The sequence below is a fragment of the Hydrogenophaga sp. genome (assembly GCF_026125825.1).
Lineage (GTDB): Bacteria > Pseudomonadota > Gammaproteobacteria > Burkholderiales > Burkholderiaceae_C > Hydrogenophaga.
Map to the genome: position 1 here is coordinate 1 of NZ_JAHCKK010000027.1, position 17,961 is coordinate 17,961.

17 protein-coding genes are annotated in these 17,961 nt (G+C 66.3%); 15 read left to right on the plus strand and 2 right to left on the minus strand.

The window, feature by feature from the left end; translation table 11 throughout:
- From KIT86_RS11095 to KIT86_RS11110, 4 genes are all read left to right on the plus strand, one after another.
- Positions 1–522, plus strand: a 522-nt coding sequence (locus KIT86_RS11095) for a TonB family protein (protein ID WP_297398263.1), incomplete at its 5' end; no start/stop codon positions are given.
- A 154-nt stretch (positions 523–676) separates the two neighbouring features.
- Positions 677–1,699 carry a hypothetical protein gene (locus KIT86_RS11100; RefSeq protein WP_297398265.1) on the plus strand — a complete coding sequence of 341 codons (1,023 nt, stop codon included), beginning with the start codon at positions 677–679 and terminating at the stop codon, positions 1,697–1,699.
- A 2-nt stretch (positions 1,700–1,701) separates the two neighbouring features.
- Positions 1,702–3,819 carry a S8 family serine peptidase gene (locus tag KIT86_RS11105; protein ID WP_297398267.1) on the plus strand — a complete coding sequence of 706 codons (2,118 nt, stop codon included), beginning with the start codon at positions 1,702–1,704 and terminating at the stop codon, positions 3,817–3,819.
- Positions 3,785–4,939, plus strand: coding sequence for a serine protease (locus tag KIT86_RS11110; RefSeq protein ID WP_297398269.1), 1,155 nt, complete (start codon positions 3,785–3,787; stop codon positions 4,937–4,939). The genes KIT86_RS11105 and KIT86_RS11110 overlap by 35 nt, the downstream gene beginning before the upstream one ends.
- A 27-nt stretch (positions 4,940–4,966) precedes the next feature.
- On the opposite strand, the gene KIT86_RS11115 is transcribed toward KIT86_RS11110, so the two are convergent.
- The gene (locus KIT86_RS11115) at positions 4,967–5,632 is read right to left on the minus strand and encodes a DsbA family oxidoreductase (RefSeq protein ID WP_297398271.1); all 666 of its coding nucleotides are present in this window, start codon (positions 5,630–5,632) and stop codon (positions 4,967–4,969) included.
- 88 nt (positions 5,633–5,720) lie between these two features.
- On the opposite strand from KIT86_RS11115, the gene aroE reads away from it, so the two are divergent.
- Entirely contained in the window at positions 5,721–6,542 is an 822-nt protein-coding gene (aroE, locus tag KIT86_RS11120; RefSeq protein ID WP_297398274.1) for a shikimate dehydrogenase, read from the plus strand.
- A complete protein-coding gene (locus tag KIT86_RS11125; RefSeq protein WP_297398276.1) occupies positions 6,539–7,420 on the plus strand; it encodes a DMT family transporter in 882 nt (293 codons plus the stop codon). The genes aroE and KIT86_RS11125 overlap by 4 nt, the downstream gene beginning before the upstream one ends.
- On the opposite strand, the gene KIT86_RS11130 is transcribed toward KIT86_RS11125, so the two are convergent.
- Entirely contained in the window at positions 7,417–8,358 is a 942-nt protein-coding gene (locus KIT86_RS11130) for a LysR family transcriptional regulator (RefSeq protein WP_297398278.1), read from the minus strand. The genes KIT86_RS11125 and KIT86_RS11130 overlap by 4 nt on opposite strands.
- 182 nt (positions 8,359–8,540) lie before the next feature.
- Here KIT86_RS11130 and KIT86_RS11135 point away from each other — a divergent pair, with 182 nt between their 5' ends.
- The 9 genes from KIT86_RS11135 (at position 8,541) to KIT86_RS11175 (ending at position 17,929) form a co-directional block, all read left to right on the plus strand.
- Complete coding sequence (locus tag KIT86_RS11135; protein WP_297398280.1) at positions 8,541–9,524, plus strand: tripartite tricarboxylate transporter substrate-binding protein; 984 nt, start codon at positions 8,541–8,543, stop codon at positions 9,522–9,524.
- A 17-nt stretch (positions 9,525–9,541) separates the two neighbouring features.
- Positions 9,542–11,776: an arylsulfatase gene (locus tag KIT86_RS11140; protein ID WP_297398282.1), complete on the plus strand. Its 2,235-nt coding sequence runs from the start codon at positions 9,542–9,544 to the stop codon at positions 11,774–11,776.
- Between the two features lie 34 nt (positions 11,777–11,810).
- Positions 11,811–12,491 carry a TetR/AcrR family transcriptional regulator gene (locus tag KIT86_RS11145; RefSeq protein WP_297398285.1) on the plus strand — a complete coding sequence of 227 codons (681 nt, stop codon included), beginning with the start codon at positions 11,811–11,813 and terminating at the stop codon, positions 12,489–12,491.
- A gap of 99 nt (positions 12,492–12,590) precedes the next feature.
- On the plus strand, positions 12,591–13,127 hold the full coding sequence (locus KIT86_RS11150) for a TRAP transporter small permease (RefSeq protein ID WP_297398287.1): 537 nt from the start codon (positions 12,591–12,593) through the stop codon (positions 13,125–13,127).
- 18 nt (positions 13,128–13,145) lie between these two features.
- Positions 13,146–14,429, plus strand: a complete 1,284-nt coding sequence (locus tag KIT86_RS11155; RefSeq protein ID WP_297398289.1) for a TRAP transporter large permease subunit — start codon at positions 13,146–13,148, stop codon at positions 14,427–14,429.
- 88 nt (positions 14,430–14,517) lie between these two features.
- A complete protein-coding gene (locus tag KIT86_RS11160) occupies positions 14,518–15,519 on the plus strand; it encodes a TRAP transporter substrate-binding protein (protein WP_297398291.1) in 1,002 nt (333 codons plus the stop codon).
- Positions 15,520–15,752: 233 nt separating this feature from the next.
- On the plus strand, positions 15,753–16,199 hold the full coding sequence (aroQ, locus tag KIT86_RS11165) for a type II 3-dehydroquinate dehydratase (RefSeq protein WP_297398293.1): 447 nt from the start codon (positions 15,753–15,755) through the stop codon (positions 16,197–16,199).
- 15 nt (positions 16,200–16,214) lie between these two features.
- Positions 16,215–17,048: a shikimate dehydrogenase gene (locus KIT86_RS11170; RefSeq protein WP_297398295.1), complete on the plus strand. Its 834-nt coding sequence runs from the start codon at positions 16,215–16,217 to the stop codon at positions 17,046–17,048.
- A gap of 5 nt (positions 17,049–17,053) precedes the next feature.
- A complete protein-coding gene (locus KIT86_RS11175) occupies positions 17,054–17,929 on the plus strand; it encodes a DMT family transporter (protein ID WP_297398297.1) in 876 nt (291 codons plus the stop codon).
- The last annotated feature ends 32 nt before the right edge of the window (positions 17,930–17,961 follow it).

A 17,961-nucleotide genomic window follows, 5' to 3' on the forward strand; every position in this document is an offset into this window, starting at 1 on the left:
GCTCAGGACGGCGCCCGCACCGAGGCCGCGCGCCTGGCGGCCGAGCGCGCGGAACACGAGGCCAAGCGCGAAGAGCGCCTGCGCGCGATCGGCCGGCAGCTGGACGAGGAGCGCGCCCGGCGCGACGCAGCCGATGCGGCGGCGCTGCGCGACCCACAAGGGAGCCCCCTGCGCCGGGGCCGCCTGTTCGGGCTGGTGGACAACAACGAGGAACTGGTGCGCTATGCCGAGGCCTGGGCGCGCAAGATCCAGCTCAACAGCAACACCTTCGAAATGGTGCGCGAGGCGGTGAAGCAGCCGCACAGCAACCCGGTGGTGACGGTGGCGATCCGCGCCGATGGCTCGGTGGAGTCGGTCACATTCGTGCGCACCAGCGGCGTGCCGGCGATCGACGAGGCGGTGACCCGCATCATCCAGAGCCTGGCGAACTACCCGGCGTTCTCACCCGCCCTCTCGCGGCAGTACGACGTGGTGGAGATCCGCCGCACCTGGCATTTCGACGTGGCGATCCGGCTGTACTGATTTCCGGGTCCACCGTGCCGACGGGTGGGCAACCGCACGTCGTTGCGGAAACACAAAGGCGCAATACCGCAAGCCGATCTCCTAATCAATTTGAGGATGCGACTGGAAGGGAAAGCCCTCACCATAGGCAAACGTTTCTTTGCCAGGAGGAGCCATGGTGCGCATTCATCGATCTCCCTGGGGCTTACCCTCCGCCTTCACTTTCAGCCTACTGGCCTGCGCCATGCTCGTGGGGTGCGTGTCCACCAACCCGAGGTCTGCCCCCACCCTCGGCACCATGGAGGGAGCGCGGACTTTCCTCCAAAAGGATTGCGTGGTCGCAAAAATCAGCGACCACACAGCCACCGCAGCGCAACCAGGGGGCGCTGAAGCGGGGGCGTTCGCGGGGCTGCTCGTGAATCTGGCGCCATCCATCGTGGAGCATCTGGTCGATTTCGTCGCAGCGTATGCGGAACAACGGGGCCGCGGATATTCGTCAACCTCCACCGCGGCGGGCTCCGCTGTCTTGCCGGCGGGGTCGATCAAAGGGTGTCTGATTTATGTCGCGGGTGCGTTTGGCGACAAGTTGGAAGACGCTCCAGGCGCTGATTGGGCTCCCGACAAGCTGCGGCAGTTGGGCTTGGTACGCAGGCCCGACGTCTATGTGGAATGGGTCGTTCACAGCTTGGACAGCGCCGGCACGAACGTGACGCTCACCCCGGTTCATCTCGATTTCTTCAAACCCCAATCGGCGCACTCCAGCGAGCCCGCTCGCAAGAATCTGTCGTTTGTCGTCGAATTGAGCGCCCCGACGCTGAGCCCTCCTGCGTCGCTGTCTCATGGTGGCCCGCCACCGGCAGCACCGGCCGCAGGTGGTGGCCCTGCCAATGCCAAGCCTGTGCCCAAGGCGCCAGCAGCTGCTATCGGAACCGCGATAGCCGCCTTCCCCGTTACGTTTGGAACGATCCGTGTTGGCTCGCGGTTTCATGCCAGCTCTCTGGCAGGGATGACCGCGCCGATGCAGCAAATCGGCACGGTGACATACGCGAACCTGTTGGTGACGGCGGTGGAAACGGAGGACGGGGGCGATTTTCTTCTGAAGTTTGCAGAGTTCGTCACCAAGAACAAGGCCAAGATCAATGAGCCTCTGATTTCGCGCCTGCAGGAGATCATCGGCAAAAGCAATGGGGATGACTGACCATGCGCCCGTCTTCGTTCGCATGCGTCCTGCTGGCTCATCTGCCCGCAGCGCAAGCCCAGATGCCCCCCGACCTGCCGATCTGGATGTCAAGCGAGGCGAGCAGGCCCGGCATTCAAGCTGAGGTCACCAATCTCTATCAGACGCTGTATGAGCTGTACAAGGCCAATGGCAAGTTGATCACGAGAAAGGCGCTCCTCAAGACCGAGGCAGGAGCCAGCATCATGGAGATGGTCGGCAGCGAAGGTCTGTACATTGGCCAGGGCGAGAATTTCCCCGCGGCGCTGAATATGCTTTTGTGCGAGCTCAATGGGCCGCTGTGCGAGGTGAGGCCCCGGCCGCGCGGCGCGCCTAGAGTGCAATGGCGTTCGCTGAGGGATGCGGAAGTCCTCATTCCGGACATCAGGCTCGGCTACGAGGAACTGATCCAGGTTTACCCCAAGAAGAAGGGGGACAGAATCAGTTCCATCGTGGTGAAGGACCGCGGCGGATGCGAGAGCTACGACGCACAGTGCGAGGCCAAGATCCGGCATCTCAATATCGATGCGAGGAAGCTGCGCAACGAGTATCGCGGAGATATTCTGGTGCCATCGGCGAGTTACAGCACGCCGCTGCCATTGGACAAGCCCATGGCAGATGCCATTCTTAATGGCGGCATCGTTGAGCTGGGTGTAAGCCCGTCCACAGCGGACCGCTTCCTGGGCAATGTGGTGATGCCTCCGGCCGCCGTGAAGATCAACCAGAGTGCGGCCACGGGCACCATGCAGGATCTGACGAAGGAAAAGCTCCTGGCACTCATCAAGTATCACCGCGTGAACGGCGAGCTCCTCGACAAGCGCCTCGCCATCAGTCTGATTGACTCCCGGCCTTACCTGGATCATTGCGACTTCGACTTCAAGCAGCAGTTCAAGGAAGCGTCGCAGCTTTTCGAGCTGGATGCCGAGAACCTGCTGCCACAGGCCGTCACGGCGAGCGACAGCCAGAAGGTCTGTGGTGAAAGAAGCTCGAAGGAGGTACTGGCATCTGAGCACGGCACCCATTTGCTCGGTCTTTGGTTCTCGCGCCCTGGCGCCAAGACGGGACAAGGAATGCTGCCGTATGAAAGGACCCATCTGGGGGTTGGAACGGTGGACTACAGCCGGATGACCCAGCATGCGTACTACACGAAGGTGGGCACCCTGATTCAACAGATGGCCAGCAAGTACAGCGTCGTCAATCTGAGCTGGGGCGTGACCGCGAGCCTGCCCTTGAGCAGCCAAGGCAACCTGTCCATGCGTCCCCGCAAGGACCCGGTAGCCGAGGCGATCATGAGGCCCGCGCAAACGGGCCGCAGCAGCGTTCTGTTCGTCGTGGCTGCGGGAAATGACAATCGCAGGCTTGACGACGGTGCCTGCGACATCACACCGGTATGTGGCCCCAAGGATCGCGCGCATGTGCTGACGGTTGCGGCGCTCTCGAACGACGATGACGACCCGAAGATCGGATCGCGTTCAAACCATGGGCACCAGATCGACATTGGCGTGCCAGCGGAAAATCTCTGGAGCACGATTCGAGGCCACTTGGCGGGAAGAGCCTCGGGCTCTTCGCAGGCGGCGGCCACGGCGGCGGCGGCCGCAAGCATGCTCATGTATGCCACTGACATGAAACCTTCGCAGGCAAGAAATCGCCTGATCTACACCTCGGATCTGACGCCCCAGTTGCAGGAGGATGGTGGAAAGCTGTTCGGCGGGCGTTTGAATTTCGCTCACGCGCTCGACATCGATGTGGCCAGGGTGGTGTTCGATGGCAGAGAAGTGAAAGGCACAGTGGACTTTTATGTGTCCAGCAAGGCGAGCACGGACCCTATTCTGGTGATCCGCACCGGATATGACTCTGTGAAGATTCCGATGGGGCAGGTCAAGCGCCTCTATCGCAACCACTCGAAGGATTTATCTCGCCCTTACACGGTTTTCTACATAGAGCCCAAAGCGCGCGGAGCGCGGCTGACGCGGGTGGATGGCACGCTCACGAATGAAACCCTGGCCCTCAACGTCGATGTCACCCAACCCGGCAAGCGCATGGAATCGTACACACTGAGGCACATCGATGACTACATTGCGATGGTTCCGCAGGTCCAGTAAGTACAAGGCGTTGGCAACGGGATTCGGCCTGCTTCTCCTCGGCCTCGTGGTATGCGAGGAGAACAGGGCGCAGGCCATCGCACCCGTCGTTGGAGAAACCCAGAGCCGTTTGGTCAGCTTGCGCGTGGCGAACGATCCCTCCGGCGTGCTCTGGTCCGTGGACCTGCCCTACCCCGGAGCAACGGCGGGTTCGGGTGTGTTTGTCGGCGTGCGCGATCTTGAGTTACCGCCAGGCTCCACGCTTGTCGTGAGGCGACCGAATTCGACCGTTCCAGAGCTTGAGATAAAGGCTGAGGGTGCCCGTACCGGGCCTCATTGGGTTCCTGTGATGGGCTCGTCCGCCGTCGTGGTCGAGGCAATAGGGAACGTGAGCGGCACACCGTGGTTGCGAATGCAATTGGAGTTCGGAATCGCCATTCCACGCGGACGGCCATTCAGCTTTCGGGACCCACCCCGCTTTGAGCCTCTCAACACGCTGAGCCCGTCTCAATACCAGGAAACGGGGAAAAGCGTTGCAGCGGTTTATTGGGTGAACGGGGCGCAATGGCGCGTGTGCTCGGGCTTCATGGTGAGCCGCCATCACTTCGTGAGCAACCATCACTGTGTGGCGACGGCCACGGACTGTGAGAGTGCGCGGGTGATCTTTGACTACCGCGAGCAGCCAGATCGGGTCGAGCCCGGTCGCTGGTTTGCATGCAAGCGCGTCTTGGACAACACCGCGGTCCAGGCCTTCGACGTGGGCGTGCTTGAGATTGACGTACCAGCAGGTATCACGAACCCGCCCGTGCCGCTGATGATTTCAGAAGTTGGATTGCAGCAAGGACAACCACTGGCCCTGCTCCAACACCCCTTTGGCTGGCCCATGAGATTGGTGCGGGAAGGTTGCGACGTAGCCAAGTGGCCCGCGAAATCACCCACTGAAGGGTCAATGGCAGATTTCGGGCATCGGTGCGACACAGCCGATGGAAGCTCGGGCTCTCCCGTTCTCGATAAGCAAGGCAAGGTGGTCGGCATTCACCACTGGGGTTTCGTCGAAGAACCGGGCTATCACGACCTGAACAGGGCCATCAGGATCGAGGGACCGGTGTTTCGTTTTCTGTCGAAGCTCAAGGAGCAATGACTTTAGGCAAAGCGCACCTCGGATGGCTCACGCCGCCGCGATCTGCCGCAGCGCCTGCTCGAACACCGCGGCAGGCTGGCCGCCGGAGATGAGGTGCTTGTCGTTGATGATGACGGCCGGCACGGAGTGGATGCCGTGGCTGGTGTAGAAGGCTTCGCGCTCGCGCACGTCTTTGGCGTATTCGTCACCGGCAAGGATGGCCTTGGCACGCGCTTGGTCCAGCCCGGCTTCGCGCACGCAGCCGAGCAGCACATCGTGGTGGCCCATGGCTTCGCTGCGGGTGTGGCAGGCGGCCAGGAGCGCTTTCTTGAGCGCGTGCTGCTGGCCGGGCGCGCCTTCTTCGCCGGCCCAGTGCAGCAGGCGGTGGGCGTCGAAGGTGTTCCAGATGCGGCCCCGCCCTTCGGGATTGAAGGCGAAGCCCACCTCGGCGCCGCGCGCCCGGATGGTGTTGCGGATCTGCGCCTGCTGCTCGGGCGTGGAGCCGTACTTCTCGGCGAGGTGTTCACCGATGTCCTGGCCTTCGGGGCCCATCTTGGGATTGAGTTCGAAAGGCTGGAAGTGCAATTCGGCCGACACGTCGCCTTGCAGTTTCTGCAGGGCTTCTTCGAGCGCGCCCAGGCCCACGGCGCACCAGGGGCAGGACACGTCGGACACGAAATCGATCTTGAGGGGGGTGGTGTTCATGGCTGCCATGGTAGGCCGGGGGCCAAGCCCGTGGCCGGCTCAGGGGCTTGCGCCACAATGTTGCTTTCTCAACACGCCCCGCCCCACCTGCCGCTCTATGACCGACCGCTACGCCGTTCTCGGCCACCCCATTGGCCACAGCAAGTCGCCCCTGATCCACACCGAGTTCGCCCGCAGCACGGGGCAGGACCTGGTCTACACCGCCATCGAGACGCCGCTGGACGGTTTTGCGGACACGGTGCTGGGCTTTCGGGCCAGCGGCGGGCGCGGGCTGAACGTGAGCCTGCCGTTCAAGCTGCAGGCCTTCGAGATCGCTACGGAGCCGAGCGAGCGCGCGCGGCTGGCCGGTGCGGCCAATTGCCTGAAGTTCGAGGGCGAGCGCATCCTGGCCGACAACTTCGACGGCGTGGGCCTGGTGAACGATCTGCAGCGCAACCTGGGCGTTGCAATCAAGGGCCGGCGCGTGCTGCTGCTGGGCGCAGGCGGCGCCACGCGCGGCGCGCTGCTGCCCATCGCGGCGCAGCAGCCGGCGCTGTTGTCGGTGGCGAACCGCACGCCCGAGAAGGCGCACGCGTTGCGCCATGATTTCGCGGCCCATGTCCCGCTGCAGACCGGCGGCTACGACACGCTGCTGGGCCAAAGTTTCGACGTGGTGATCAATGCGACGTCGACCGGGCTTTCGCAAGAGGCGCTGCCGCTGCCGGAGGGCCTCTTCGCCCCCGGCGCGCTGGCGTACGACATGGTCTATGGCAAGGGCCTCACGCCTTTCCTGCGGCAGGCCAGGGCCGCGGGTGTGGAGCGCGTGGCCGACGGCGTGGGCATGCTGGTGGAGCAGGCGGCCGAAGGGTTTCTGTGGTGGCGCGGCGTGCGCCCCGACACCCAGCCCGTGGTGCGCCAGCTCACCGTGCCGCTGGTTTGAAGGCCCGCCACTTCCTGCAACTGGTCGGCCTGTCGGCGCTCTGGGGCGCGTCGTTCCTGTTCATCCGCGTGGCGGTGCCAGAGATCGGGCCGCTGGTGCTGGCGGGTTGCCGCGTGGCGCTGGCCGGGCTCACGCTGGCGCTGATCATGCGCGGGATGAAGCAGCAGTGGCCGTGGCGCTACTGGCGCGAGCTGCTGTTGATGGGGGGTCTGTCGGTGGCATTGCCCTTCCTGCTGTATGCCTGGGCCGGGCTGCGCCTGCCGGCGGGCTACAGCGCCTTGCTCAACACCACGGCCGTGCTCTTCGGCACGCTCGCCTCCAGCTGGTTCAAGGAAGACACGCTCACAGTGCGCAAGCTGCTGGGCTGCGCGTGCGGCTTCGTCGGCGTGGGCCTGATCGTGCGGCTTGGCCCGGTGCAGCCGGACGCGGCCACGATCGCGGCGGCGCTGGCTTGCGTGCTGGCCGCCGCGTGCTACGGCTGCTCCACGCCGCTGATGAAGCGGGCCACCACACGCATGCAGCCGCTGGCGATCGCGGCGGGCATCCACGCAGGCGCGATGGTGCTGGTGCTGCCTGGCGCGCTCTGGGCCTGGCCGCAGGCCACGTTCACCCCCACCGGCATGGCGGCCGTTCTGGTGATGGGGGTGGTCACCTCGGGGCTGGCCTATTGGGCGCACCTGCGCATCATCCGGCACGTGACGCCGGTGGCGGCGATGAGCCCGGTGTTCCTGATCCCGGTGTTCGGCGTGACCTGGGGCCACCTCTTCCTGGGCGAAGCGCTGTCGCCGGGCATTTTCGTGGGCGGCGCGCTGGTGCTGCTGGCCTCGGCGTTGGTGACGGGATTCAACCCGCTGCGGCGCAACCCGCCAGTGCCCTAGACCAGGGCGTCGGCGAAGGACCTGCCCAGCTCCACGGCCAGGGCATCGCGGAAGGCTTCGAAGGCCTTGAGGCGGCGCACCGAGGGGCGGTAGACCATGCCCGCGACGTAGCGGCCCAGGCTGCGGTCCAGCTTCAAGGGTGCGAGGCCGCGTTGCGCGGCGAGTTCGATCAGGGTGGAGGGCAGCACCATGAGGTGGTTGCCGGTCTGCATGAGCCGGAAGCCGAACTGCACCGACGAGGTTTCCACGGCCGCACCCGGCATGGGCAGGCGCGCGCGCCGGAAGTGGGCGGCGAGCAGCTCGCGCGCCTTGACGGCTTCGACGAACCAGATCCAGGGGTGTTGCTGCAGGTCGGCCGGGCGCACGGTGGCGAGCCGGTGCAGGGGATGGCCCTGCCGGGCATAGACGAGGTGCTCGATGCGCAGCATGGGCTCGTAACTCAGCTGGGACTCGCGCTCGCGCGGAGGCGGCAGGCCGCTCATCACCACATCGAGCAAACCGCTGGAGAGCATGGGCAGGGTGGACTCGCTGAGCTGGTTGTTCAGGGTGACCTGCACCTTGGGGTGAGCGGCCTGCATGCGCGCGACGGCGTCGGGCACGAGCGCGTAGGCCCAGGCGGGGCCGGCGGCGATGCGCAGTTCGCCCGCCTCGCCTTCGAGCAAATCGCCCACTTCGCTGACCGCGTACTTGCAGGTGAGGGCCACGAGTTGCGCGTGGTGCCGCAAGGCCTCACCGAAGGGGGTGAGGCTCATCCCGCGCGAGGTGCGCTCGAACAGGCTGGCGCCGAGCGCGGACTCCAGGTCCTGGATGCGCCGCGTGAGCGCGGACTGGCTGAGGTGTATTTTTTCCGCCGCCTGGCGAATGCCGCCTTCGTTGGCGACGACGAGGAAGTCACCCAGCAGGTGGGCGCGCCGCATGAGGCGGTTGGGCGCGGGCATGGCGGTGGGTGGGCGCTGCGGTCTCATGACAATCCTGGACAGGTCAAGGCGTTGGGTGGTGTTGCGTCTTGTGCATCACGTGTTCTGAAATCAACACTTCCGCACATCTCGGCGTGGGCCTAGAGTCGACTGTAGTCCATGCACCTCGACGTGGCGCCTTCCCACAATTGATGGAGACATCCATGATCTTGTTCCACCCCACCCACCTTCGGCGGCTGGCCGCCGCCGCCTTGTCCACGCTGGCCATCGGCGCAGCGTGTGCGCAGTCCTACCCTTCCAAGCCCATCACCCTGGTGGTGCCGTTTGCTGCCGGTGGCGCGGCCGATGCGCTGGCTCGCGTGCTGGGCCAGAGCATCTCGCCCCAGCTCGGCCAGCCCGTGGTGGTGGATGCCAGGGCTGGCGCGGGCGGCACCATTGGCGCGGGCGTGGTGGCGCGCGCGCCGGCCGATGGGTACACGCTGCTGCTGGTGACGGCGGGGCACGCGGGCACGGGCGCGCTGTACGAGAAGCTGCCCTTTCACCCGGTCAAGGACTTCGCCCCCGTCATCGGTCTGGCCACTTCACCCGTGGTGATCGCGGTCAACGCCAGCTCGAAGTTCAACACCCTGCAGGACCTGGTGAACGAGGCCCGTGCCCAGCCGGGCAAGCTCAATTGCGCCGGTGGCGGGGGCGGCGCCACGGTGACCAACCTGGCGTTCGAGTTGCTGAAGTCAGAGCTCAAGCTGGACATCACGGCCGTGCCCTACCGGGGCTCGGGCCCCGCCATCACCGCCCTGCTCGGCGGTGAGATCGACTGCGATTCGGACGCCATCGCCTCGCTGATGCCCCACGTTGCCGCCGGCAAGCTGCGCGCGCTGGCGGTCACTTCCAGCGCGCGCTCGACGAGCCTGCCGGGCGTGCCCACCGTGGCCGAGTCGGTACTGCCGGGCTTTGAAGGCGCCGCGTGGTACGGCATCCTCGCGCCCAGGGGCACGCCGCAGCCGGTGGTGGACCGCCTGCACAAGGCGTTCAAGGCGGCCCTGGCCGACCCGCAGGTTCAGGAGCGGCTGAAAGCGCTGGGGGCGGTGCCGCTGGGCAGCAGCGCGGCCGAGTTCGGCGCTTACGCGGCGACCGAGGCCGAGCGCTGGGGCGGTGTGATTCGCAAGCTGGGTCTGAAGGCCGATTGACAGGGAACACGAGACACATGCCCGGCATCGACGAGTTCCAGGGCCATATCGGCCCCACCTACCGCGAGTCCGAGGCCTGGTGGCCCCGGCCCGCCAGCGCGCCAAGCGGTGCGCCCAACATCCTGTTCATCGTGCTCGACGACGTGGGCTTCTCCGACCTGGGTTGCTTCGGCTCGGAGATCCCCACGCCGCGCATGGACGCACTGGCCGCCGGTGGGCTGCGCTACAACAACTTCCATGTGACCTCGATGTGCTCGCCCACGCGGGCGGCGCTGCTGACAGGGCGCAACGCGCACGCCGTGGGCGTGGGCGCCATCGCCGAGTGGTCCAATGGGTTCCCCGGCTACCAGGGCCACATCACCCGCCATGCGGCGACGGTGGCCGAGATGCTGTCCGATCACGCCTATGGCACCTACGCCGTGGGCAAGTGGCATCTCTCCAACCTGGCGAACTATGGCGCGGCGGGCCCGCACGAGCAGTGGCCGCTGGGGCGTGGCTTCAGCCGCTGGTATGGTTTTCTCGGTGGGTATGTGGACCACTGGAACCCCGACCTGCACGAGGACAACCACCCGATCCGGCACACGCCTCGGCCGGGTTACCACCTGAGCGAAGACCTGGTGGACCAGGCGATCGCTTCGGTGCGCGACCATGTCACCTCGGCGCCGCACCGCCCCTGGCTCACTTACCTGGCGTTCGGTGCAGGGCACTGGCCGCTGCACGTGCCGGCCGACGAGATCGCGCGCCAGCACGGTCGCTACGACGAGGGCTGGGACGTGATCCGCGCGCGCAGGCTGGAAAAGCAAAAAGCGCTGGGCATCGTGCCGCCAGACACCGCGCTGTCCGCGCGCAACCCGGGCGTGTCGGCCTGGGACGCGCTGGACGCCGACGAGCGCAAAGTCTGCGCGCGCCTGCAGGAGACGTATGCGGCATTTCTTTCGCACACCGACACACAGATCGGCCGGCTGGTCGACTACCTCGAACACACAGGGCAGCTGAACAACACGGTGATCGTGCTGCTCTCGGACAACGGCGCCAGCGGCGAAGGCGGGCCCATGGGGGCGGTGAACATCCGCAAGCACCTGCAGACCGAGAAGGAAAGCGTGGCGCACATCCTGGAACGGCTGGAGCTGATTGGCGGCGAGCACTCGTTCCCGCACTACCCCATGGGCTGGGCGCAGGTGTCGAACACGCCCCTGAAGTGGTACAAGAAAAACACCCATGGCGGTGGCATCCGCGCGCCACTGATCGTGCACTGGCCCCGTCGCATCATCGATGGAGGCGCGGTACGCGGGCAGTACCACCACGTCATCGACATCGTGCCCACGCTGCTCGACGAGCTGGGCCTGAAAGCGCCCGAGGTCTACCGGGGCGTGAGCCAGCTGCCGCTGCACGGCACGCCCATGGGCTACACCTTCGACCAGGCGGATGCGCCCACACGCAAGCAGATCCAGCACTTCGAGCTGGTGGGCGACCGCGCGCTGTGGCACCAGGGCTGGAAGGTGGTGGCGCGCCACACCAAGGGCGCGGACTTCGCCGAGGACCGGTGGGAGCTGTACGACATGGCCACCGACTTTTCGGAGACGAGGGACCTGGCCGCGCAGCACCCGCTGCGCGTGCGCGAGATGGTGGACCTGTGGTGGCAGGAGGCGCGCCGCTACCAGGTGTTGCCGCTCGACGACCGCGAGTCCGAACGCGCTTTCGCCTGGTTTCGCGACGAGATGCCCCGGCGCTACGAGTACCAGGCCGGCATGGCGCGCGTGGACCGCTTGATGGTGCCCGCCATCAATGGCCGCAGCTACCACATCGAGGCCGAACTTCGCCTGGCCACCGCGCATGCCCACGGCATCGTGCTCGCCTGCGGCAACCGCTTCGGCGGCTACGTGCTGTATTGCGCCCACGGCATGGCGGTGTTCGAGTACGTCTACACCGACACGGTGACCCACACCCTGCGCGCGCCACTTCGCCCCGGCGCCGTCGTGCTCAAGGTGCAGTTCGAGCGCACGGAAGCGGCGGGCGGCGTGTTCAGCCTCTGGCTCAACGGCGAGCGCATGAGCGAGGTGCGCGCCCCTGGCACCTGGACCACCTATGGCATCACGGCCGGGCTGACCTGCGGCTACGGCAACGCCCCGGTGAGCCAGGCCTGTCTGCCGCCGGCCGTGTTCAGCGACGAGATCAAGCAGGTGGTGGTGCAGATCGACGACGACCGCCTGGCGATGCCCCCTTCGTTTTCCGCGATGCTGGAAGAGGAGTGATCCGCCGTGCGCGTGCCGCCCCTATACTGGGAAAATGAACGAAACGGTACATTCCCGGCGACGGGCCGCGCGCAGCGTGGCGTCCCCCAAGGAAACCACCCGCACCAACGACCCGGAGCGGACCATGGCCAACATCCTCGAGGTGGCCATGGCGGAGTTTGCCGAGAAGGGCCTGGCGGGGGCACGCATCGACGAGATCGCGGCGGCCACGCAGACCAGCAAGCGCATGATCTATTACTACTTCCAGAGCAAGGAGGGCCTGTACCTGGCCGTGCTGGAAGAGTCGTACCGGCGCATGCGGGAGATCGAGAGTCAGCAGCACCTGGAGGACCTGGAGCCCGAGGCCGCGCTGCGCAAGCTGGTGGAGTTCACGTTCGACCACCATGCCAGCCACGAGAACTACATCCGGCTGGTGATCTCGGAGAACATGAACCGGGGCCAGTTCCTGGCGCAGAGCCAGAGCATCCAGCAGCTCAATGTGCCGGCGATCTCGGCGATCCGTGAGCTCTACGAACGGGGCGTGGCATCGGGCGTGTTCCGCCCGGGGCTCGATGCCATCGACATCCACGCCTCGATCTCGGCGCTGACGTTCTTCAATGTCTCCAACCGCCACACCTTCGGGATGATCTTCAAGCGCGACCTGAGCGACCCGCAGATCGCCGCCGCGCGCCGCACCGCCATCGCCGAAATGGTCCTGCGCTACGTGCGCGCCTGAGGCGACGGCCGGCGAGCCGACTCAGGGTAATTACCCATTCTTTGAAAACTAACCAGTTCGTACATTACACGCTCGACGGGAACAACCCAGGAGACCTGCGTGATCCAGAAGCTCATCAACACCTACTGCCGGCTGCTGGCCTGGCTGATGGTGCTGTCCCTCGCCTGCATGGTGGTGATGGTCTTTGGCAATGTGCTGATGCGCTACGGCTTCAACTCGGGCATCACCCTGTCCGAGGAGCTTTCGCGCTGGCTGTTCGTGTGGATGACCTTTCTGGGCGCGGTGGTGGCGCTCAATGAACGCGCCCACCTCGGCACCGACTCGCTGATCTCGCGCCTGCCCGTTCCGGGCCGCAAGCTGTGCCTGGCCGCCAGCCTGGTGCTGATGCTGTACGTGTGCTGGCTGATCCACCAGGGCGCCTGGGAGCAGGTGAAGATCAATTGGGATTCCACCAGCGCGGTCATGGAAACCTCGATGGGCTATTTCTACGCCAGCGGCATGGTGTTCGCCTGGCTGGCCGCGCCCATCCTGCTGCTGAACCTCTGGCGCCTGCTGGCGGGCCAGATGAGCGAGGACGAGTTGATCGGCATCCGCGAGTCGGAAGACGCGCCGCCGCCGGGCAACCCTCAGGCCTGAGCGCGCCAGGAGACCGCCATGACCATTGCCATCTTCCTCGGTGCCTTGCTGGCCGCCATGGCCATTGGCATTCCCATTTCCTTCGCGCTGCTGCTCAGCGGCGTGGCCCTGATGTGGCACCTGGGCATGTTCGATGCGCAGATCCTCGCGCAGAACCTCATCGAGGGTGCCAACAGCTTCCCCCTGCTGGCAGTGCCCTTCTTCATGCTGGCCGGCGAGATCATGAACACCGGCGGCCTGTCGCGCCGCATCGTGAATTTCGCGATGGCGCTGGTGGGCCATGTGCGCGGCGGCCTGGGCTACGTGACCATCGTCGCGGCCTGCCTGCTGTCGGCTCTCTCGGGATCGGCCGTGGCCGACGCGGCCGCGCTGACGGCCCTGCTGCTGCCGATGATGGTCAAGGCCGGCCACGACAAGGCGCGCAGCGGCGGCCTGATCGCGGCCTGTGGCGTGATCGGCCCCATCATCCCGCCGTCGATCGGCTTCGTGATCTTCGGCGTGGCGGCCAACGTGTCGATCTCCAAGCTGTTCCTCGCGGGCATCTTCCCCGGCATCCTGCTGGCCGCCGGCCTGTGGGCCACCTGGTGGTGGAGCACGCGGCGTGAAAAGCTGGAGCCGCCCCCGCGCAAGTCGGCGCGCGAGGTGGTGGGCGCCATGCGCAGCGCAGGCTGGGCGCTGATGCTGCCCCTGATCATTCTGGTGGGCCTGCGCATGGGCGTGTTCACGCCCACCGAAGCGGCCGTGGTGGCCGCCGTCTATGCCCTCTTCGTGGCTGGCGTGGTCTACCGCGAACTCACGCTCAGGCAGCTCCACGAGGTGTTCCTCAACGCGGCCAAGACCACGGCCGTGATCATGTTCCTGGTGGCCGCGGCGATGGTGTCGGCCTGGCTGATCACGGTGGCCCAGCTGCCGGACCAGATCGTCACGTTGCTGCAGCCGCTGCTGGACAGCCCGACCCTGCTGATGCTGGCCATCATGCTGCTGGTGATCGCGGTGGGCACGGCCATGGACATGACGCCCACCATCCTGATCCTCACGCCGGTGCTGATGCCCATCGTGAAAGCCGCCGGCATCGACCCGGTGTACTTCGGCGTGCTCTTCATCATCAACAATTCCATCGGCCTGGTGACGCCGCCGGTGGGCACGGTGCTCAACACCGTGGCCGGCGTGGGCCGCATGCGCATGGACGATGTGACGCGTGGCGTGATGCCCTTCATGCTCATGCAGTTTGCGGTGATGTTCCTGCTGGTGCTGTTCCCCTCGCTGGTGATGGTGCCGGCGCGATGGCTCATCGGCAACTGACCCTTCTTCACACCCGGCCTGTGCGCGGTGCGCCGCGGGCCGATGCTCCCGGATGCCAGCGCACTGCCCACAACTTTTTGGAGACACCATGAAACGCCCGATGCTCAAAACCCTGGTCGCCGCGCTGGCGGTGGCCGCCTTTGGCGCTGCGCATGCGCAGGACAAGACCATCAAGTTCGCAACCCAGAACCCCAAGGGCCACCCGATCGTGATGGGCATGGAGAAATTCGCCGAGCTCGTGGCGGCCAGGTCCGGCGGCAAGATGAAGGTCAATCTCTTCCCCGGCGGCACGCTGGGCAGCGACCAGGCCAATGTGTCGGCCATCCAGGGCGGCACGCTGGAGATGGCGTCGATGAATTCGGGCATCTTCGCCAGCCAGGTCAAGGAGTTCGCGATCTACGACTTCCCCTTCATGTTCGCGAACTCGAAGGAAGCCGACGCCGTGGTCGACGGCCCCTTCGGCAAGAAGCTGCACGACAAGCTGCAGGAGAAGGGCCTCATTGGCCTGGCGTACTACGAACTGGGCTTTCGCAACATCACCAACAGCAAGCGCCCCATCACGCGCCTGGAAGACCTCGAAGGCCTCAAGCTGCGCGTGATCCCCAACCCGATCAACGTGGAGTGGGTCAAGGCCCTGGGCGCCAACCCCACGCCCCTGCCCTTCCCCGAGGTGTACGCGGCGCTGGAGCAGAAGGCGATCGACGGCCAGGAAAATCCGCTCACCGTGATCAACGCCAACAAGTTCTACGAGGTGCAGAAGCACGTGGTGCTGAGCAACCACCAGTACAACCCGCAGTCGGTGATCATCAGCAAGAAGTTCTGGGACACCCTGGACGCCGCGCAGAAGAAGATCATTGCCGATGCGGCGCAGGAGTCGGCCAAATACCAGCGCGAGCAGGCGCGTGGCCAGGTTTCGGCCGCGCTGGACAACATGAAGAAGGGCGGCATGCAGGTGACCGAGCTGTCGCCCGCCGAGACCGACAAGCTGCGCGACCGGCTTCGCCCGGTGATCGCCAAATTCGCCGTGTCCGTGGGCCAGGAGACGGTGCAGAGCCTGCAAGCCGAGTTGGCCAAAGCCAGGGGCAAGTGAGGCTGCCCGCGGCGCCCCTGAGCCAGACCCGCACGGCCGGTTGACCCTGGTCGGGCCCGGGGGCCACCCGCGCGCCGAAGGCCGCTCGGGGAGCAAGCCTTTCGAGGTGGGTACAGTCGGCGCGGTGCGCGGCGATCCCCTGCAGGCCATCGCGTGTGCGGGCACCGTCTGCCGGGCCGTCGAACGGGCCCGCCCCCCATTTCTCTTCAACCATCCCAACGTCTGGAGCCACGATGAAAGTTCTCATGCTGCACGGCATCAACCTCAACATGTTCGGCAAGCGCGACCCGAAGCAATACGGCACGATCACGCTCGAGCAGATCAACGAGCAGGTGAGCGCGCTCGGCAAGGAACTGGGCGTGGAGGTGGAAGCCTTCCAGACCAACTTCGAAGGCGCCATGTGCGAACGCATCCACCAGGCCTACTTCGATCAGGTGGACGCGGTGATGATCAACGCCGGCGCCTGGACGCACTACAGCTATGGCATTCGCGACGCGCTGGCCATCCTGCCCTGCCCCATCGTCGAAGTGCACATGTCCAACATCCATGCGCGGGAGACGTTCCGCCACCACTCGGTGCTCGCGGAGATCGCGCAAGGCCAGATCGCGGGCTTCGGTGTGGAGAGCTACCTCATGGGCCTGCGCTCCGCCGTGAACCACGCGCGAGCCAAGAAGGCCTGACGCCCTGCAACGACCATGATCAACGGCAACACCGAGCTCATCGCCCACATCGGCTACCCGACGCACACCTTCAAGTCGCCGATGATCTACAACCCGTACTTCGAGCACGTCGGAGTGAATGCGGTGGTGGTGCCCATGGGTTGCCAGAGGCCCGACTTCCCGGCCTTCCTCCAATCGGTCTTCACGCTCACCAACATCCGGGGCGCACTCATCACCATGCCGCACAAAGTGGCGACGGTGGGCCTGATGGACGAGGTCACGCCCACGGTGAAGGTCGCCGGCGCGTGCAACGCCGTCAGGCGCACCGAGGACGGCCGCCTGGTGGGCGACCTGTTTGACGGCGCGGGCTTCGTGCGCGGCGTGCAGCGAAAGGGCCTGAGCCTGCCAGGTGCGCGCGTGCTGGTGGTGGGTTGCGGCGGGGTGGGCTGCGCCATCGCGGCCTCGCTGGCGGGCGCGGGCATCGGTGCGATCGCCCTGCACGATGTGAACGCCCTGTCGGCCAGCGCCCTGGGCCTGCGGCTGAAGGCCAGTTACCCCGGCATCGAGGTGAGCACCGGCAGCAACGACCCGGCCGGCATGGACCTGGTGGTCAACGCCACGCCCATGGGCATGAACGAGGGCGACCCGCTGCCGATGGACGTGTCGCGCCTGGAGGCACGCACCTTCGTGGGCGAGGTGGTGATGCGGACCGAGATGACGGCCTTCCTCGCGGCCGCGCGGGCGCGCGGCTGCCCGGTGCAGGTGGGCTCGGACATGCTGTTCGAGCAGATCCCGGCCTACCTGGAATTCTTCGGCCTGCCCACCACCACGGCCGAGGTGTTGCGCTCCGTGGCCCGCCTGAGCTACTGAGCCGCGTGACCCGCCACAGCACCCCTTCCCCGAAACGCACCGCGCTGGGCATCGCGCTGCTGATCGGCGCCACACTGTGCTTCGCCCTGCTGGACACCACCTCCCAATACGTCGGCCCGGCCGTGCCCGTGGTGATGGCGGTCTGGCTGCGCTACCTCACCCAGACGCTGATGACCACCGCCCTGCTCTGGCCGCAGCGAGGACGCACGCTGCTGCACACCCGCGCACCCGGCTGGCAGTTCGGCCGGGGCGTGCTGATGCTGGGCTCCAGCGTGGTGGCCTACCTGGCCCTGCGCCACGTGCCGGTGGGCGAGTTCACCGCCATCATGATGCTGGTGCCGCTGGCGGTCACGCTGCTGGCCGCGCTGATGCTGCGCGAGCCGGTGTCTGCGCTCACATGGGCGCTGGTGATCGGGGGCCTGGCCGGCGCGATGATCGTGATCCGCCCCAAGGGCAGCGACTTTCACGGCGCCATGCTGCTGCCCCTGTTGCTGGTGCTCGTGAACGCGGCCTACCAGATCCTCACCAGCCGCATGGTGCGCACGGAGGACCCGGGCACCATGCACTTCTACACCGGGCTGCTCGGCCTGGCCTGCTGCTCGCTGCTGCTGCCCTGGGGCTGGGCGCCCATGGCCGACTGGACTCTGTGGGCGCTCGCGGGCCTGCTCGGGGTGTTCGGCTCGGTGGGCCACTACCTGCTGATCCAGGCCTACCACCATGCGCCGGCCTCGCGCCTCACCCCCTACCTGTACGCACAGATCGCCTTCGCCACGCTGGCGGGCTGGGTGGTCTTCGGCCATGCGCCCGATGCCTGGACGGTGATCGGCATCGCGCTCATCGCGCTCTGCGGCTGGCTGGGCGTGCGCCTGCGGCGCGGGTGAAACGGCCCTCCCCTGCGCCGCCTTCGGCGGCA

Bases quoted from the DNA above. Each gene is read 5' to 3' on its own strand.
- KIT86_RS11100 (WP_297398265.1), top strand. From the start codon at position 677: ATGGTGCGCATTCATCGATCTCCCTGGGGCTTACCCTCCGCCTTCACT.
- aroE (WP_297398274.1), top strand. From the start codon at position 5,721: ATGACCGACCGCTACGCCGTTCTCGGCCACCCCATTGGCCACAGCAAG.
- KIT86_RS11140 (WP_297398282.1), top strand. From the start codon at position 9,542: ATGCCCGGCATCGACGAGTTCCAGGGCCATATCGGCCCCACCTACCGC.
- KIT86_RS11135 (WP_297398280.1), top strand. From the start codon at position 8,541: ATGATCTTGTTCCACCCCACCCACCTTCGGCGGCTGGCCGCCGCCGCC.
- KIT86_RS11170 (WP_297398295.1), top strand. From the start codon at position 16,215: ATGATCAACGGCAACACCGAGCTCATCGCCCACATCGGCTACCCGACG.
- KIT86_RS11160 (WP_297398291.1), top strand. From the start codon at position 14,518: ATGAAACGCCCGATGCTCAAAACCCTGGTCGCCGCGCTGGCGGTGGCC.
- KIT86_RS11115 (WP_297398271.1), bottom strand. From the start codon at position 5,632: ATGGCAGCCATGAACACCACCCCCCTCAAGATCGATTTCGTGTCCGAC.
- aroQ (WP_297398293.1), top strand. From the start codon at position 15,753: ATGAAAGTTCTCATGCTGCACGGCATCAACCTCAACATGTTCGGCAAG.
- KIT86_RS11105 (WP_297398267.1), top strand. From the start codon at position 1,702: ATGCGCCCGTCTTCGTTCGCATGCGTCCTGCTGGCTCATCTGCCCGCA.
- KIT86_RS11130 (WP_297398278.1), bottom strand. From the start codon at position 8,358: ATGCCCGCGCCCAACCGCCTCATGCGGCGCGCCCACCTGCTGGGTGAC.
- KIT86_RS11145 (WP_297398285.1), top strand. From the start codon at position 11,811: ATGAACGAAACGGTACATTCCCGGCGACGGGCCGCGCGCAGCGTGGCG.
- KIT86_RS11155 (WP_297398289.1), top strand. From the start codon at position 13,146: ATGACCATTGCCATCTTCCTCGGTGCCTTGCTGGCCGCCATGGCCATT.
- KIT86_RS11110 (WP_297398269.1), top strand. From the start codon at position 3,785: ATGACTACATTGCGATGGTTCCGCAGGTCCAGTAAGTACAAGGCGTTG.